Below are 17,254 nucleotides of genomic sequence, written 5' to 3'. Positions count from 1 at the left end.
GATGGCCCTTGGTAAGCTGAAAAGAAGCAAGCAGAAAACCCGATCAACGCAAAAGGCCCGCACGCTCAAAAGTGCAGGCCTTGTTCGTTCGACTGTGTTTTGCGACCTCAGAACGCGTAGCGACCTTGCACGTAGAAGGTGCGCGGCGCACCCACCATGCGGCCCGGGTTGCCGTCCACATTGCGTGTGTAGTAGCGCTTGTCGGCGAGGTTGTTCACGCCCACCAGAATTTCCGTGCCCTTTTGGCCGGGAACCTTCCAGCCCACTTGGGTGTTCCAGAGACGGAAGCCGGGGATGCGGCCGACATTGGCGCTGGCGGACTCGGTCACTGTGTTGGCGGTGTCGGAGAACTGGCTGCTTTGATGGGTGCTGGAGAGATTGAAGCTCCATGCATCGCGCTCGTAGCGTGCACCGATGGTGTCGGTATTGCGCGAATAGAACGGCACGTCCAGACCCGCGGTGGTGCCGGACTTCTGGATCGCCTTGGTGTAGGTGTAGTTGCCATACACGCTCGCACCGGCCAGAGGACCGCTCTTGTCGAAGGCATATTCCAGCGCGAGCTCGATGCCCTCGTGCTTGGTGGCACCAATGTTCGCAAACACGGCTGGCGTGACGCCTGGCACTTGCAGAATCTGGTTGTCAAAGCGCATGTCGAACACCGTGGCTTCGGCGCGCCATTGGCTGTCCTGCCAGCGTGCTCCGATTTCCTTGGTCTTGGCGACTTCAGGGCGCAGCGGGTTGGCTGCGGTCTGCGAGTTGAGCTGAATGTTCTGCACCGGCCCGAACGACGTCGTGTAGTTGGCAAACACCGTCACGGCAGGATTTACCAGATACGACACGTTGATCGATGGTAGCCACTTGTTGTTGCCGGTGTCGAAGCTTTGAGCGCCCGAGCGATCGTCGCGATGGGTGTCGATGTGCTCGAAGCGCACGCCCGGTGTGATGCGCCATGGGCCGATTGCGATGCGGTCATCGATGTAGAACGCGTGCGCATCAGTGGCGTTGTCGAACGAGGTGGTTGGGCCAAAGGCACGGGTCGAGAGTGTCTGGATGAAGCTGTTGTCGTCCCCGCGCTCGCGAATGTAGCGGTAGCCGACCGTCACGTCGTTGGTGACTGCGCCGAGCTGGAAACGCTGTGTGTAGCGTGGCTCGATGCCAAGCGTCTGGTAGTTGCGCGGCTGGTAGGTCAATTGCGTCTGCGCGGCATTGATCAGGCGGCTCGAACGCGTGCTGTCGTTGTAGTACGCGCGGACCTCGAACTCCTGCGTGTCCGAAATCGTGTTGACGTAGCCGAAATCCATGCCCTTGCGCTCGCCATCCCACTGATCGGTGGGACGGGTGTTCTGGAACGGGTTGGCCTTGTACTGCGCCACGGTCAGACCACCTGGGGTCTTCGAGCGCACGTCGTAGTAGGAGACCTTGCCGTAGATTTCGGAGCTGGGCGTGAGTTCGTAGTGGAACTTGAGAGCCACGTCGTTCAGACGCTCGTCGCTGTTTTTGCGCCACTCCGACCCTGCCATGCCGGAGTACATCAGCGCCCAGCCAAAGCCGTTGTCGAGTTGCGAGCCAAGGAAGGTGCTGTAGAGCGTGTTGCTCTCACCGCCTTTGCCGAAGTGGTTGTGTCTCACGGTCACATCGCCGGTCAACTCTTGGCTGCTGGGGATGGCCCGTGTCTTGAAGTTGATGATGCCGCCCACGTTCTGCGGACCATAGCGCACCGCGCCGCCACTGCGCACAACGTCGATGGACTCCATGTTGGCAAGGCTGATGGGCGCAAACGAGAGTTGCGGCTGACCATAGGGCGCGACGGCCAGAGGAACGCCATCGAGCAGCACGGTCGAACGAGGCGAGTAGCGGCCCGTGAGCCCGCGCACGCCAATGTTGAGCGACACCGCACTGCCAGCGGTGCCGGAATTGTCCGTCGATTGCACGCCCGGAATGCGGCGCATGGCATCGCCGATGCTGCTCGCTCCGGTGCTCTGGATCACCTGCTTGTCCATGACGGTGCGTGCACCTGGGAAAGTCTTGAGACCATTCTGCAGACCGGTGCCGAGCCAGTCGCTGGAGACCTGGATGGTCTCCAGTGTGTTGTCGGCCGTTGCGGCCTGCGCTTCAGGTGCTGGCGTGCTCTCGCTGGCTGGAGCCGGTGCTTGCGGCGCTGTCTGCGCCGACGCTTGCGTGAACGACAACAGGCCGGTCAATGCCGCAACGGCCAGTTGAGTGGGGGTAAGAGAGGTGGGATGAGGCGACGTCCGAGCCGATCTGGGAGCGACGGAAACCGAGCGTTGGAGGGAGCTTTGGAAGGAGGGCATGAATTCTCACCTGACATGCAGTCGCAGATGCCTGTAGCGGCACGTTGTACGGCATTCGCATTATTTGAATGAGAATCGATTTTATTCTTAAAAATAGTAGCGATCTATTGAAAATCCATTTTTCAATTAAGTCGCTATAGAGCGTCTTTGTGAAAATACGTCAAATGTCGCGGACAAACAACGAGGAATGACTGTCGGCAATCCGATGTTTGTTGCAAGAAAGTGTGGACTGGCTTTCGATGCAGTCAAAACTTCAACTTGGCAAGCGAACCCACGATCAGCGAATCCACGCCTTCCAGAAACTCCGCTTCCATCTCGGCCTCTTCAGCGGTCAGATCGGATGCGATGACGGGCTCCAGTCGCGCCGCCGAGTAGACGGTGTCGGCGGCCGAGATGCAGAAGAACGTCACGGTCGCGAGCAGCCAACGTGACTGCTCCTTGCTGATTCCGTAGGCCTGGGCGATGTGTTCCTGGTGCGCGTCGATCTTCTCCAGCATGGCGGGGGTGGCGGCCAATCTGCGGATCACGTAGGGCGTCACGCCGGGATGGGCCTTGACGAACTCCCTCACGGATGTGGTGAACACGTGCATGTATTCCTGCAGGCTCACCCGCTGGGGGTTGGTGGCCTGCGGCAGTTTCCAGCGGCTGAAGATTTCTTCGGCGACCAGGTGCTTGAGCGCTTCGAGGCTCGGCACATGCTTGTAGAGCGCCATGTGGCTCACCCCCAGAGCCGCAGCCACTCCCACGAAGGTGATCTGCGGCAGACCGATGTCGATACCGGCGTCCGCAATCTTTTCTCGGGTGATGGTGCGCGGTCGACCGCGTGTGGATGGCTGCTTGCTTGCGGGCATGTGAATTCCGTTGGGGATGTTGATTGTCGTGCATTCACGTGGACTGGCTGAGGCCAAACGGTTTGCGCGCTTGAATTAGTTTAGTATCATGCAACTAATTCGTGTTTCCATTTCGATCTGTCCTGACGGATCGATGCTGACCATCCCCTTTTTGCCTCGCATGAGTACCCAAGACGCGGTTGCAGGAGCAACCAAAGAACCCGGCCCGATCACGCGGATATTGCGGCCCATTCGTGGTCGGTTGATGGCTGCCGCAGCGTTGGCAGCGTTGGGCACCATGCTCACGTTGGTGCCGCTGGGGGCCATTGCGCACATCGCCAGCGATGCGCTTGCGGGTACGGAAAGTGATGTCTGGCGCGTTCTGGGTATCAGCATCGGGGCCATGTTTACGGGCATGGTGTTGGTCTTCGCGGGCGAGCTGCTCGCGCATCTGGCGGACAACAGCCTCACCAGCGATCTGCGCATGGCCGTGGCCCGTCGGCTGTCTCGGGTGCCGCTGGGCTGGTTCGTCAATCGGTCCTCGGGCGAAGTCAAGCAGGCCATGCAGGACGACATCGCCACGCTGCACAGCCTGACCGCGCATTTCTACACAGCGGTCGGCCGTGCGGTGGGCGCCATCGCAATTTCGGCCATGTACATGTTGGTGCTCGATTGGCGCATGGCGCTGATTGCGCTTCTGCCATTTCCCGGCTTTTTTCTGTTCCTCAAGAGAGCCATGAAGGCCGGTGGCGCGAACATGCAGGAGTTCATTGCCCGGCTCGGGCGCATCAACACTGCAACGGTCGAGTTCGCGGGGGCCATGCCGGTGGTCAAAGCGTTTGGTGATGGCGGGCAGGCGCATGCGGGCTTTCGCGATGCCGTCGATGCCTTTGCACAGGCCTTCACCGATTTCACGCGGCCGCTCGTGATCGCGATGGCCCATGCCCATGCCTTGATCGCACCTGTGACGGTGTTGGGTGTGGTGCTGGCCAGCGGCACATTGTTTGTCGGCATGGGATGGATGACTGCCGCGCAGGTGTTGCCGTTTGCTTTGGTGGCTCCGGGGATCTGTGCACCGCTGTTGTTGCTGCATACCTTGCTGCACGATCTGCAAAGCGCTGCGGGCGCTGCCCAGCGCGTGATTGCCTTGCTGGACACTCCGGCTCTGCCGCAGCCCGCACCCGATCAGCGGCAAGTGCCTCAGGGCCACGAGGTGCGCTTCGAGCAAGTGAGCTACGGCTACGCGCAAGGGCATGCGGTGATTCGCGACATCAGCGTGGACCTTCAACCTGGAACGGTCACTGCCGTCGTGGGTCCATCGGGCGCTGGTAAATCGACGCTGGCGCGCCTGCTGTTGCGCTTCTTCGATCCCACGCAGGGGCGCATCACGCTTGGTGGCGTTGATCTTCGGAACATGGACAGCGCAGCGCTCTATCAACGCGTTGGTTTCGTCCTTCAGGAGGTGCGGCTGATTCACGCCAGCGTGCGCGAGAACATCGCACTGGGACGCAAGAATGCCAGTCAGCAGGACATCGAAGCCGCAGCACGCGCGGCCCACATCCATGAGCGCATTCTGGCCCTGCCGCGCGGCTATGACTCGGTGGTGGGAGAGGATGCGCAACTCTCTGGTGGGGAACGCCAGCGCGTGAGCATCGCGCGCGCCGTGCTGCTAGATCCCCCCGTTCTGGTGCTGGATGAAGCAACCGCATCGGCCGACTCGGAGAACGAAGTGGCGATTCAGGAAGCGCTGTCGCGCTTTGCACGGGGCCGCACCTTGCTGGTGATTGCCCATCGACTCGACACCGTCATGCATGCGGACAGGATTCTGGTGTTGGAAAACGGAGCGATCAGCGAGCAGGGAAACCATGCCGAACTGATGGCCCAAGGCGGCCTCTATGCACGGCTTTGGCGGATGGGCGGATACGCAATGTCTTCGCAGAAGGTGGGCTCCCCATGCTGAGTACCTTGGTGCGTTTGCTCGGGGACGACACGCGGCTTCTGCGTCGATATGTCCGGATGGCGCTGGCCTACGGGGTACTCTGCGGGCTGACGGTTGCCGCTCTGGTGCCGCTGCTCACCGGCCTGCTGCATGGTGATGTCGATGCAGCGTTGCCGTGGCTGGGTGCTTTGATGGCGGGTGTGCTCGTGTCGTGGATCGCCCGCCGCCATGTCGAACAGGCGGGTGTGGGAGTCGGTGTGGCCGTGCTTCAAAGTGGTCGGCATCGTCTGGGCGCGCATGCGGCGCGGCTGCCGGTGGGTTGGTTCACGCCGCAGAACACCGCGCGCATCGGGCATGTCGTCACGCAGGGAATGATGAGCGTGGCGCAACTTCCCGCTCATGTGTTCACGCCCCTGATCTGCAGTGTGGTGATGCCGCTGGTGATGGTTGTGGTGCTGTGGACGCTCAAGCCCATGCTTGGCATCGTCGCACTGGTGGCGTTGCCCTTGCTCGCAGGCGTGTTCGCACTGACATCGCACATGGCGCGTCGCGCCGACGCCGCGTTCCAGAAAGACTTTGCCCAATCGAGCCAGCGCATGGTGGAGTTCGCGCAGGCCCAATCAGTGCTGCGCGCGTTCAATGGCGAGGGCGCAAGCACCCGGTTTCTGGAACAGGCCGTGGAGCAGCAGCGGCAATCGGGTCTGCGACTGATTGTGCTGTCGGCCCTGTCCGCCGTGCTCAACGTCTGGGCTGTGCAGGCGGTGTTTGCAACGCTGCTGATGGCAGCGGTGTGGTGGCTGATGAACGGGGCACTCGGTGCAGGTGAGGCTGTTGCGGTCGTCGTCTCCATGCTGCTCATCGTTCGCTTCATCGAGCCCTTGCTGGAGGTGGCCGGATACGCCGAAGTGCTGCGCAGTGCGCGCGGGCAACTCGATGCGGTGCAGGCGATTGTCGATGCGCCGACTTTGCCGCAGCCCGACACGCCGCAAACCCCTCGAGATGCCTCGGTGGATCTGCAGGCTGTGCACTTTCGATATGCGCCCGAAGAGGAGGATGTGCTGCAAGGCGTGAACCTTCACGTGCCCGCTGGCAGCATGACGGCGCTGATCGGCTCGTCGGGGTCGGGCAAGTCCACGGTCATGCGCCTGATTGCGCGTTTCTTCGATGCGGGCCATGGCAGCGTGCGGATGGGCGGTGTCGACGTGCGTCACATGACCGACGAACAATTGGCCGCTCAGATCAGTCAGATCTTTCAGGACAGTTATCTGCTCGGCGGCAGCATTGCCGACAACATCCGCATGGGCAAGCCGGGAGCCACCGATCAAGAGGTCCTGCAGGCCGCGCAGCAAGCGGGTGTCGCTGAAATCATCAGGCTTCTGCCCGAAGGGCTGGACACGCAGGTGGGCGAGGGTGGGGCGCGGCTTTCCGGTGGCGAGCGCCAGCGCATTGCCATTGCACGAGCCTTGATCAAGAACGCTCCGATTCTGCTGGTGGACGAAGCCACGGCGGCGCTCGATGCCGAGAATCAGGCGGCGATCGCGCTGGCACTTGAACGCTTGCGCGGTCGGCGCACGCTGATCGTGATCGCGCACCAACTCTCCACCGTGGCCATGGCCGATCAGATCGTGGTGCTCGAAGAGGGCCACGTCGTGGAGCACGGATCGCCCGCGCAGTTGCTGCAACAAGGCGGCCGCTATGCGCAGTTCCTGAACCAGCGAAAAGCCTCGAAAGGCTGGCGCATTGCGTCGGTGCTCAAGGATGGGGAGCCCGGTTGATGCGTGCGCGCGGGGGGATACTTTTCGCGGTGCTTTGCCTTGCGTCGTTGCTGCTGGGGGCGCGGCAGATGGCGTGGTCGCAGCTGTGGACGTTCTCGGGCGACGCCTGGCTGACGCTCACCGCCAGTCGCCTGCCGCGACTCGCCGCGCTGATTCTGACGGGCGTCGGGCTGGCCGTGTGCGGCGTGATCCTGCAGCACATCGTGCGCAACAAATTCGTCGAACCAGGAACGACCGGCGGGCTGGATGCGGCCAAGCTGGGCATTCTGGTTTCGTTGACCGTGGTGCCAGCCGCCAGCACCACCAGCCGGATGCTGTTCGCGCTGGTTTTCTGTCTGGCCGCGAGTCTGCTATACGTTGCCATCATTCGACGCATCCGGTTTCGCAATACGGTGCTCGTCCCCGTCGTCGGCCTCATGTACGGCAGCGTGCTCAGTGCGATGGCCGAGTTCTACGCATATCACCACAACATCCTGCAAAGCATGCAGGGCTGGTTGCTGGGCGACTTCTCGCGCATCGTGCAAGGGCACTACGAAATCCTCTACATCATCCTGCCGGTCGTCGTTCTCGCCTATGTCTACGCCCACCGTTTCACGGTGCTGGGCATGGGCGAAGACATGGCCGCAAGTCTGGGCCTGGGATACGCCGCAACCGCCATGGTGGGGCTGATTCTGGTGGCCGTGACGGTCTCTGCCACCGTCATCGCCGTGGGGGCGATTCCGTTCATCGGGCTCGTCATTCCCCAGTGGGTTGCGATGCGGCGCGGTGACAACCTCCAGCGCACATTGCCTTTGGTGGCGCTGGGCGGCGCTTCGCTGCTGCTGGCTTGCGACATCGTCGGGCGTTTGCTGATCCACCCATTCGAAGTGCCCATCGGGCTCACGGCTGGGGCCGTGGGCGGCATGCTGTTCCTCGTGCTGATACTGCGGGGCATTCGGTGATGCGTGCCAGCACCCGTTGGAGCGTGGCCATGGGGCTGTCGCTCATCGTTTTGGCGGCCACTTTTGTGTTGTGGGGCTCGGGCCTGGACCTCGACTATGTGATTCCCAAGCGATTGGTCCGACTTGCGGCGATGGTCGTTGGCGGCATCTGCGTGGCCGTGTCGGCCATCATTTTCCAGACGTTGGTGGGCAACCGCATTCTGACTCCCGCCATCATGGGCTACGAGGCCATCTACCTGCTGTGGCAGTCCATGCAGCTTTTGCTGCTCGGAACGCACGGCCTGGCCATGCTCGGGGTGCAAGGCAATTTCTTTGTCTCCATAGCGTTGATGCTGGGCTACTCATGGCTGCTGAACCGGTGGTTGCTGCGTCGGGGCAGGGGCGATGTCTATGTCCTGCTGTTGCTTGGGTTGGTGCTGACCATGGTGATCGGCACGTTCACCCAGTTTGTGCAATTGCGCATCAGCCCCGGCGAGTTTGCCGTGTTTCAGGGACTGAGCTATGCCTCGTTCAACCGCGCCCGACCGGAGACGCTGATGTACGCAACGCTGGCGGTGGTGGCTGTCAGCGTGGTGCTCTGCCGCACGTTGCCGGTGCTCGATGTGCTTGCGCTGGGCCGAGATCAGGCGATCTCGCTGGGTGTGCCGCAGCCCGCCTATCTGCGGATCCATCTCGCTTCGATTGCCGTGCTGGTTGCGGTCTCCACCAGTCTCATCGGCCCGACGGCATTCATGGGCATCTTCGTCGCCAACATCGTCTTCGCGCTGGCCCCCGGCGCCCGGCACCGGCAGTCACTGCCGCTTGGCAGTGCCGTGGCCATCGGAATTTTTCTCATCGCTCAACTGCTCGTCGAGCATGTCTTCAACTACAAGACCACCGTCAGCATTCTCGTCAATCTGGTGTGCGGCGTGTACTTTCTCGCGCTGATCCTGCGTGCGCGAGGCAATCCATGATCACTGTCCGCCATCTTCAAAAATCATACGGTGACAAGACCGTTCTTTCCTCCGTGAACGCGGAGTTTCCCGCGCAACGCGTCACCTCGCTGATCGGCCCGAACGGCGCTGGCAAATCCACCTTGCTGATGCTGATGGCCCGTTTGCTGGAGCCAAGCGGTGGCGTGATCGAGCTGCAGGGGCGCAGCGTCGCGGACATCCGGACGGCCGACTACGCCAAGCGTGTCGCCACGTTGCGCCAATCGCCGGGTTTCAACATGCGGCTGACGGTGCAGGAACTGGTGGAGTTCGGTCGCTTTCCGCACAGCCGGGGCGCACTGACAGCCGAGGATTTGCGCGCGCGAGATGACGCCATTGAATTTCTGTCGCTCGACTCCCTGCGCCATGCCTACATCGATGAGATCAGCGGTGGTCAGCGCCAGATGGCTTTTCTTGCCATGACCATCGCGCAGCAGACCGATGTGCTGCTGCTCGACGAGCCGCTCAACAACCTCGACATGAAGCACGCGGTGCAAATCATGCAAGCGCTGCGTCGTTTGTGCGACGAGCAGGGCCGCACCGTGATTCTGGTGATTCACGACATCAATTTCGCGGCCAACTATTCGGACCACATCGTCGCGCTCAAGGACGGTGCTCTGCATTTCAGCGGACGGACAGATGAGGTCGTGACCGAGGCGCGTCTGTCCGGTCTGTACGAACTCGATTTCGAGATCACCCGAAACGCGCGCGGCTGCGTCTGCAACTACTTCAACTCCACAGGACCCAAGGGAAATCGATCATGAAACTGGCCCGCAGACAATTCGTGCTCTCGACAGTGGGTGGCGCTGCGCTTTGCAGCCTGCCCAGCGCCGCAGGCGCCTACGAACCGATCACCATCCAGCACAGGATGGGCACCACCATCGTCAAACGGCTGCCGCAACGTGTGGCGGCGCTGGAGATGAACGAGGTGGATTTTCTCGATCAACTCGGCGTGCCGGTGGCGGGCATGGTCAAGGACTATGTGCCGCATTTTCTTGCCAAGTACAAGGCCGATGCCAAGGTCCAGGATCTCGGCGCCATCGTGCAGCCCAACCTCGAACGCGTGCATGCGCTGCGGCCTGACCTGATTCTGATGACGCCGATTCAGGCCAATCACTATCAGGAACTCACCGAAATCGCTCCCACGCTGCACTACGACGTGGATTTCAAGAACAGCGAGAAGGGACACATCGACGTCGTCAAAACCCACCTGCAGATGCTGGGTCGCATCTTCGAGAAGGAAAGTCTCGCCAAGGACAAAGCTGCAGCGCTGGACGCCAAGGTGCAGCAAGCCAGGCGTGAGACAGAAGGCCGTCCCGAAAAAGCCTTGATCGTGCTTCACAACCACGGTGCCTTCAGCTCGTTCGGTAGGCAGTCCCGCTACGGTTTCGTGTTCAGTGCACTGGGCGTCAAGCCTGCCAATGCGGCGGTTGAGACAAGCCTGCATGGTCAGCCGATTTCCAGCGAATTCATTCAACAGGCCAATCCCGACATTCTGTATGTGGTGGATCGCACGGCCGTCATGGAGCGTCGTCCCGTCATGAACGCCGAGAGCATCGCCAACCCTTTGTTGCGCCAGACCAAGGCCTGGAAGAACAACCGCGTCGTCTTTGTCGATGCCGATGCCTGGTACATCACCGGCGCAAGTCCCACCTCGCTGAGCCTGTTGATCGACGACGTCGTCAAAGGTTATCAGCGCTGAACCCAATTCTCCCAGCTTCGATCCCTTCATCACTCGGTAGCCAGGCTTTACCAAGCCAAGCCACAAGCACTCCATTCAACGATTCGATTTCCCGTTTCATTCAAAAGAGGAACTTGGCATGACTACACATCGCACGCCTTCCCGCAATGCCCAGAACGCGCAAGACGCCACTGGCACCCATCCACTGTCCGCACCGTTTGCGCTCAAGCGCAGCACCACCGCTCGTCGCGCGCTGCTGCTGAGCATGGCCATGGGCGGCATGGTCGTTGCCGCGCCGAGTGCGATCGCACAGTCCACTTCCGAGCAAGGTGCGCACACACCGGCCAGCCTGCCGCAGGTGACTGTTCAAGACAAGGTGACGTCACCCGCTGCTCCCTATGCGGGCGGTCAGGTGACTTCGGGTGGGCGAGTGGGCTTTCTGGGTGACAAGGACTTCATGGAGACACCCTTCAACACCATCAGCTATACCGACAAGTTCGTGGAAGACCGGCAAGCGCAGACCATCACCGACGTGATCGCCGCGACCGATCCAACCGTGTTCAGCAACGGCGTGTCGGGGGCCTGGAGCGAGGCCTATTCGATCCGTGGATTTGCATCGAACACCTACGACATGACGTTCGGAGGGCTCTACGGCATGGCACCGTACTACCGCACGACGCCGGAAATGTTCGGGCGCATCGAGGTGCTGAAAGGCCCGTCGGCCCTGCTCAACGGAATGCCCCCCGGAGGCTCGGTGGGTGGATCGGTGAATCTGGTTCCGAAACGCGCCGGCGATGTGCCTCTGACGCGGTTCACGGCAACCTATATGTCCGACTCGCAGTTCGGTGGGCACATCGACGTGGGCCGCCGATTCGGCGAGAGGCAGCAGTTCGGCATTCGCTTCAATGGCGCTTATCGCAACGGGGATGGCGCGGTCAACGATCAGGAAAAGAAGGTGACGCTGGCATCCGTGGGACTGGATTGGCGCGGCGAGCGCGTGCGCATTTCCGCCGACATCTACGGCAGTGATGATCGTGTGCACGGCGTGACCCGAGGCATCAATCTGGCCCCAGGCGTGGCGATTCCCTCGCCTCCAAAGGCCGACACCTTGTTGAACCCCGATTGGTCCAAGGTGCACAACAAGGACAAGGCCGTAATGGTTCGCGGTGAGTTCGACCTGAGCGATCAAGTCATGGCTTACGCGGCCTTTGGTGTGAGTGAGACGGACTACAAATACAACGGCGCCATATCCGCGCAGGTGCTCAATGCCAAGGGCGACTTCCGTACCACCATCGGGCAACTGGCCTTCGAGCAGAAAAAGCATTCCGGTGAACTGGGTCTGAAGGGCAAACTGCAGACCGGTCCCGTCAAGCACCAGTGGTCCATGAACGCCACACATTACTCGCACAAGCAAAACGATTTCGGTCGCCGCAGCGTGCCCGGTGCGGACTGGACCACCAACATCTACAACCCGGTCTGGGGAGCGGCAGCGGAGTTCATCGCTCCGCACATCTCGCACACGGAAGTGCGATTGGCGAGCTACGGTCTGGCGGACACCATGTCGTTCCTGGATGATCGCGTGCAACTCACGCTGGGTGTGCGCCGTCAGCAGGTGGTGAGCGACACGTTCAGCGTCACCAGCGGCGCACGCACCGCGCGCTACGACAAGAGCGCCACGTCGCCGGCTGCAGCCTTGCTGGTCAAGGCCACTGATCATGTGTCGGCCTATGCCAATTACATCGAAGGCCTGAGTCAGGGATCGACGGCACCACTGACGGCGGCGAACGCGGGCGAGGTCTTTGCGCCTTTCAAGAGCAAGCAAAAGGAACTCGGCGTCAAACTGGACTTCGGCGGTTTTGCCAATACCTTCAGTCTGTTCGAGATCACTCGTCCCAGCAGCTACACGGACCCGGTCACCAATATCTTCTCGTTCGGTGGAGAGCAGCGCAATCGCGGTGTGGAGTGGGGCTTTTTCGGTGCGCCACTCAACGGCGTGCGCCTGATGGGCGGCATTGCCTATACCGCGCCCAAGCTCACCCAGACTGCCGCAGGCGTCAACCAGGGCAAGACGGCCACGGGCGTACCCAAGCTGCAAGGAAAACTGGGTGCCGAGTGGGATGTGTCCGCCGTGCAAGGGCTGACGCTCACCGCCAACGCGACAGCGGCTTCCAAGCAATACATCAGCGCAGACAACACGCTCTGGGTTCCTGGCCGCACGATCTATGACATCGGAGCACGCTACGCCACCAAACTTGCAGAGCACCCGGTCACATTGCGGGCGACGGTGAACAACGTCACCAACAAGTCGTACTGGGGCATGCCGCTGCTCTCCAGCCTGGCACTGGGTGCGCCTCGCACGGTCCTTGTGTCCGCAAGCGTCGACTTCTGAAGCCTTTTGGGGATGAGCGCCGCCTGAGCATCTGCGCAGAATGGCAGGGTGTCGCCGTTCTGTGCAGATGGCAGTCGCCCGGGAACAGCTTGTTGAAACCAGTCAGTCAATGGTCATTCTTGAGCGACAAAACTCAGGTGTTCCAGTCACTGAGTTGCATGTGAATGGTCTGCCAAACCGGATCCTCTTCGCGATCCATGATCTGGAATCCGCATTTCTGCCAGAACTCCAGAGCGCCTTCCAAAAACGGGTGCGTGTGCAAGTAAAGCACGTCGCAGCCATCAGCTCTGGCTTCCTGTTCGAGCGCATGGAAAAGTTGCGTCGCAAGCCCTGATCGACGCATGCAAGGGGCCACATACAGCCGTACAACCTCCACAATTTTCGCATTGTCGTGAAAATGCAATTGTGGAAATCGGCCGTCGTAGGCGCGATAAGCGATGGTTGCCTGCACCTTGTCGTCTGAATCTACGGCGGCCAGCATGCAGCCGTTTGGCGGGGCGTAGACCAACTCGTAGTTCGCCAGGTCTTCGGGTACTTCCAGCGGATTGATGCGTTCACCGAACATCTCTTTTCTTGCATGAAGCAGAAAGTCCAGAACGATCTGCGAATCGTGGATGCGATGGATGGTGACGGTTGCGGAATCAGGCATCGAGGAACTTTATCAGCGAAAACCAAGCAACCAAGGTTTGGAAAGTGCGGTACATTAACGACCGCTTCGGTTCCGCAAGGAGTTGTGTTGCGCATCGCGCGGCACAGCAGGGAATCCAGTGGTCTTCGCCTTTTGGTGAGGGCCCGTGAAATGGAACTGCCCCCGCAACTGTAGGTAATGAGCTGGCTCTCGATATGTCACTGGACACATGGTCCGGGAAGGCGCAGAGCAGGCGATGATTTACCAGTCAGGAGACCTGCCAGAGCACCACATATTCATTGCCGGCGGGGTGTCCGGGAAGTGAACAGTTCCCGGATATCTGCGTCGTCCTGTGCGTTTGCGTGCAACGGACATCGCGGCTCGTGCTGGCTGTTTCTTCCAAGGGCTTTCCTGCCATTTTGGAAAGACCCGTTCGATGCAGATTCCGCGCACCATCTCCCAAACGCTGCTTGCAGCCGCTATCTCCGTGCTGCCCATGGTGGCTGGTGCGACGACCTACCCGTTGCAGGTTCAGAACTGCGGTTACACGGTTTCGTATGACAAGGCACCCGCTTCGGCGGTGACCATCGGGCAGGCAGGAACCGAGATGCTCTACGCATTGGGATTGGGAGACAAGGTGGTTGGCACATCCCTTTGGTTCAATGCCGTGCAGCCGCAGTTCAAAGCCATCAATGACAAGGTGCCGCGTCTGGCCGACAACGATCCGAGCTTTGAATCGGTGATCGGCAAGCGACCCGGACTGGTGGTCTCGCAGTTTGAATGGATGGTCGGCAAGGACGGCGTCGTCGGAACGCGCGAGCAGTTCCACGATCTGCGTATCGCCACCTATGCCATGCCTTCCGACTGTGAAGGCAAGAACAACTTGAGCGGCGCTGATGGCACGCGAACGGCCGCTTACGACGTCAATGCGCTGTACAAAAGCGTGCGCCAGTTGGCACAGATCTTTGATGTGCAAACGCGCGGCGAAGCGCTGGTCAAGGATTTGATGGATCGCCAAGCCAAGGCAGTTGCGAAGGTGAAGGCATCGAACATGCACAACCTGTCGGCTGCACTGTGGTTCTCGAGTGCCGACCTCGCCATCGATCCCTACATGGCGGGACAGAAGGGTGTGGCGGGCTACATGATGCAGACGCTCGGACTGCGCAACATCGTCACTTCTGCGGAAGAGTGGCCCACCGTGGGTTGGGAAACCATCGCCAAGGCGAACCCGTCGATTCTGGTCATCGCGCGCATGGACCGCCGTCGCTTTCCAGCGGATGATTACCAGAAGAAACTTGAATTTCTGAAAAGCGATCCGGTGACTCAGCATATGGACGCCGTGAAGAATAACCGCATCGTGATCGTGGATGCAGATGCGCTGCAGGGATCGATTCGCATGGTCACGGGCATGGAGCAGATCTCCGACGCGGTGCTCAAGCTTCAAACCACCGCCAAGTAAGCGGGTCGATCAGGACGACCGGGTCGAGTCATGTCTGGAACGCTAGCCAAGCGGCTTGCGCGTGTGCTGCATTGGAGTGTTGCAGCACTGCTTTTGCTGCTGGTGGCCGTGGTGCTCGGCATTGCGATTGGCGAGACGCGGATTCCTGTTCGCGTGGTGTTCGAAGTGCTGAGCAACAAACTGGCCGGAGGAAACTACGCGGTTGATCCCATCGACCAAGGCATCGTCTGGAACTACCGGCTCACACGTGCCTTGGTGGCGGCAGCGTGCGGCGCGGGGCTGGCCATTTCTGGCGTGATGCTTCAATCGTTGCTTCGCAACGCGTTGGCTGAGCCCTACCTTCTCGGCATTTCTGCTGGCGCATCCACGGGGGCCGTTCTGGTTTCGGTGGCTGGCTTGGGCGCGGGTGCCATTTCGATGACAACCGGCGCATTCTTCGGTGCAGTTTGCGCATTCTCCATGGTCGCATTGCTGGCGCACGCCGCTGGCAGCGGCGGCCTGCGAAACAGTGGCCAGATCGTGCTGGCAGGCATCGCCGGATCGCAGCTCTTCAATGCACTGACTTCGCTCATCATCACCAAATCAGGCAGCGCGGAACAGGCACGCGGCATCATGTTCTGGTTGCTTGGAAATCTGAGCGGCGTGCGATGGTCGGACACATTCTTGACGGTTGCGGTTGCGCTGGTCGGCATGGTGATCTGCGTGTTGCACGCGCGTGCTTTGGATGCCTTCACATTCGGCAGCGAATCGGCCGCATCCTTGGGTGTACCGGTGCGACGCGTGCAGTTGACGCTGTTGCTGGTGGCCGCGTTGATCACGGCGGTCATGGTATCCATCGTCGGTGCGATCGGATTCGTAGGCTTGGTCATTCCGCATGCGGCGCGATTGTTGGTGGGTGTGCGGCACAGTCGGTTGATCCCAGCGAGTGCACTCATCGGTGCCATTTTCCTCATCGCTGCCGATGTGGTGTCGCGCACCCTGATTCCTGGTCAGGTCTTGCCCATCGGCGTGATCACGGCCTTGGTGGGGGCGCCTGTGTTCGCGGGCATTTTGCTCAAGGGGAAGGGGGCTCGTCGATGACGGCGTCCTCACCCATCGTATTGCAAGCCTGTGGCATCAGCTGGAAAGCCAAGGGCAACGCCATCGTTCATGACATCTCCCTGGACGTGCGCGCCGGTGAAACCTTGGGACTGGTCGGCCCCAACGGTTCAGGAAAATCCACGTTGCTGCGATTGCTGTCCGGCGTCATCCATCCGCATGAAGGCGAGGTGCTGCTCGGCGAAAACAGCCTTCGAAAAACGGCCCGGCGCAAGACAGCCCAGCAGTTGGCCTTTGTCGCGCAGATGGCCGAAACGCTGGACGCGATCAACGTATGGGACGCGGTGGAGTTGGGGCGCACGCCCTGGCTGTCGGCGCTGCAGCCGTTGTCGGAAGAAGACCGACGCATTGTGCGTGATGCACTCAACGCAGTCGGCTTGCTGGACAAGGAGCGCAGCGCGTGGAACACCCTGTCGGGTGGCGAAAGACAGCGGGTGCACATTGCGCGCGCACTCGCACAGCAGCCGCGTGTGCTGTTGCTGGACGAACCCACCAATCACCTCGACATCCATCAACAACTCTCGCTGATGCAGTTGGTGCACGAACTTCCCATTGCCAAGGTGGTGGCGCTGCACGATCTGAATCAGGCACTGACCTGTGATCGCCTGGCGGTGATGAGTCGGGGGCAGTTGGTATGCGTTGGCCTGCCACAGGAAGTCCTTGTGCCGCAGTTGCTTCAGGAAATTTTCAAAGTGCGTGTTCGTGAATTGATCGATCCGCAGGATGGCTCTCGCGTGCTGCGATTTCAGCCGCTCGACTCTCAACCGTACAACTCAAAGCTTCATTCATGAAATTCAAGACCTTGGTGCGAGCCATGCCCTTGCTGCTGGGCATCTCGCATGCACATCTCACGCAAGCAGAGACCTTTGAAGTCAAGATGCTCAATCGCGGACCGCATGGTGCGATGGCCTATGAACCGGAACTCCTCAAGCTGTCGCCTGGCGACAAAGTGAAGTTTCTGGCGAGCAGCAATGGTCATGACGCCGTCTCCATCGCTGGCATGGCGCCTGCTGGCGCGCAGCCATTCAAAGGAAAGATCAACGAAGAAATCGAAGTGACCCTGACCGAGCCGGGCATCTACGGAATCAAATGCCTGCCGCATTACGCGATGGGCATGGTCATGCTGATTCAGGTGGGAGAAGTGCCGTTGTCGGGAATGAATGTCCCTGCCGACGTGCCCGAGCGTGCCAAACAACGCTTTCTTGAGATCGCTACGCGTGCGGCCAAATGA

Annotated in this window: 14 protein-coding genes and 1 riboswitch; of the genes, 11 read left to right on the top strand and 3 right to left on the bottom strand. The window is 60.7% G+C overall.

Annotation, left to right across the window (positions count from 1 at the left end; translation table 11 throughout):
* Window positions 1–107 precede the first annotated feature (107 nt).
* Together G7048_RS25110 and G7048_RS25105 are read right to left on the bottom strand one after the other, a co-directional pair.
* Entirely contained in the window at window positions 108–2,312 is a 2,205-nt protein-coding gene (locus G7048_RS25110) for a TonB-dependent siderophore receptor (protein ID WP_166071214.1), read from the bottom strand.
* 245 nt (window positions 2,313–2,557) lie between these two features.
* Window positions 2,558–3,163, bottom strand: a complete 606-nt coding sequence (locus G7048_RS25105) for a TetR/AcrR family transcriptional regulator (protein ID WP_166071213.1) — start codon at window positions 3,161–3,163, stop codon at window positions 2,558–2,560.
* A gap of 160 nt (window positions 3,164–3,323) precedes the next feature.
* On the opposite strand from G7048_RS25105, the gene G7048_RS25100 reads away from it, so the two are divergent.
* The 7 genes from G7048_RS25100 to G7048_RS25070 all read left to right on the top strand — a co-directional run bounded on the left by G7048_RS25100 (window position 3,324) and on the right by G7048_RS25070 (window position 12,838).
* On the top strand, window positions 3,324–5,102 hold the full coding sequence (locus G7048_RS25100; RefSeq protein WP_166071212.1) for an ABC transporter ATP-binding protein: 1,779 nt from the start codon (window positions 3,324–3,326) through the stop codon (window positions 5,100–5,102).
* Entirely contained in the window at window positions 5,096–6,856 is a 1,761-nt protein-coding gene (locus G7048_RS25095; RefSeq protein WP_166071211.1) for an ABC transporter ATP-binding protein, read from the top strand. Before G7048_RS25100 ends, G7048_RS25095 begins: the two co-directional genes overlap by 7 nt.
* A complete protein-coding gene (locus tag G7048_RS25090) occupies window positions 6,856–7,797 on the top strand; it encodes an ABC transporter permease (protein WP_166071210.1) in 942 nt (313 codons plus the stop codon). The genes G7048_RS25095 and G7048_RS25090 overlap by 1 nt, the downstream gene beginning before the upstream one ends.
* Window positions 7,797–8,750, top strand: a complete 954-nt coding sequence (locus G7048_RS25085; protein WP_166071209.1) for an iron chelate uptake ABC transporter family permease subunit — start codon at window positions 7,797–7,799, stop codon at window positions 8,748–8,750. The genes G7048_RS25090 and G7048_RS25085 overlap by 1 nt, the downstream gene beginning before the upstream one ends.
* Complete coding sequence (locus G7048_RS25080) at window positions 8,747–9,532, top strand: ABC transporter ATP-binding protein (protein WP_166071208.1); 786 nt, start codon at window positions 8,747–8,749, stop codon at window positions 9,530–9,532. Before G7048_RS25085 ends, G7048_RS25080 begins: the two co-directional genes overlap by 4 nt.
* A complete protein-coding gene (locus G7048_RS25075) occupies window positions 9,529–10,470 on the top strand; it encodes a siderophore ABC transporter substrate-binding protein (protein ID WP_166071207.1) in 942 nt (313 codons plus the stop codon). The genes G7048_RS25080 and G7048_RS25075 overlap by 4 nt, the downstream gene beginning before the upstream one ends.
* Window positions 10,471–10,588: 118 nt before the next feature.
* On the top strand, window positions 10,589–12,838 hold the full coding sequence (locus tag G7048_RS25070; protein ID WP_371747729.1) for a TonB-dependent receptor: 2,250 nt from the start codon (window positions 10,589–10,591) through the stop codon (window positions 12,836–12,838).
* 133 nt (window positions 12,839–12,971) lie between these two features.
* Here the strand turns inward: G7048_RS25070 and G7048_RS25065 are convergent, their stop codons facing one another.
* Window positions 12,972–13,487 (bottom strand): GNAT family N-acetyltransferase, encoded by a 516-nt coding sequence (locus G7048_RS25065; RefSeq protein ID WP_166071206.1) that lies wholly within the window; start codon window positions 13,485–13,487, stop codon window positions 12,972–12,974.
* Between the two features lie 50 nt (window positions 13,488–13,537).
* Window positions 13,538–13,766: riboswitch (cobalamin riboswitch) on the top strand.
* 136 nt (window positions 13,767–13,902) lie between these two features.
* Between G7048_RS25065 and G7048_RS25060 the strand changes: the two genes are divergently transcribed.
* From G7048_RS25060 to G7048_RS25045, 4 genes are read left to right on the top strand one after another with little or no spacing between them, the layout of a single operon-like run.
* Window positions 13,903–14,925 carry an ABC transporter substrate-binding protein gene (locus tag G7048_RS25060; protein ID WP_166071205.1) on the top strand — a complete coding sequence of 341 codons (1,023 nt, stop codon included), beginning with the start codon at window positions 13,903–13,905 and terminating at the stop codon, window positions 14,923–14,925.
* A 30-nt stretch (window positions 14,926–14,955) separates the two neighbouring features.
* Window positions 14,956–16,005, top strand: a complete 1,050-nt coding sequence (locus tag G7048_RS25055; RefSeq protein WP_166071204.1) for an iron ABC transporter permease — start codon at window positions 14,956–14,958, stop codon at window positions 16,003–16,005.
* Window positions 16,002–16,814 carry an ABC transporter ATP-binding protein gene (locus G7048_RS25050; protein WP_166071203.1) on the top strand — a complete coding sequence of 271 codons (813 nt, stop codon included), beginning with the start codon at window positions 16,002–16,004 and terminating at the stop codon, window positions 16,812–16,814. The genes G7048_RS25055 and G7048_RS25050 overlap by 4 nt, the downstream gene beginning before the upstream one ends.
* Window positions 16,815–16,837: 23 nt before the next feature.
* Window positions 16,838–17,254, top strand: coding sequence for a pseudoazurin (locus G7048_RS25045; RefSeq protein ID WP_205750436.1), 417 nt, complete (start codon window positions 16,838–16,840; stop codon window positions 17,252–17,254).

The organism is Diaphorobacter sp. HDW4B, assembly GCF_011305535.1.
Classification (GTDB): domain Bacteria; phylum Pseudomonadota; class Gammaproteobacteria; order Burkholderiales; family Burkholderiaceae_C; genus Diaphorobacter_A.
The sequence above is the reverse complement of the archived record's forward strand: the minus strand, read 5'-3'. Positions and strand labels throughout refer to the sequence as shown.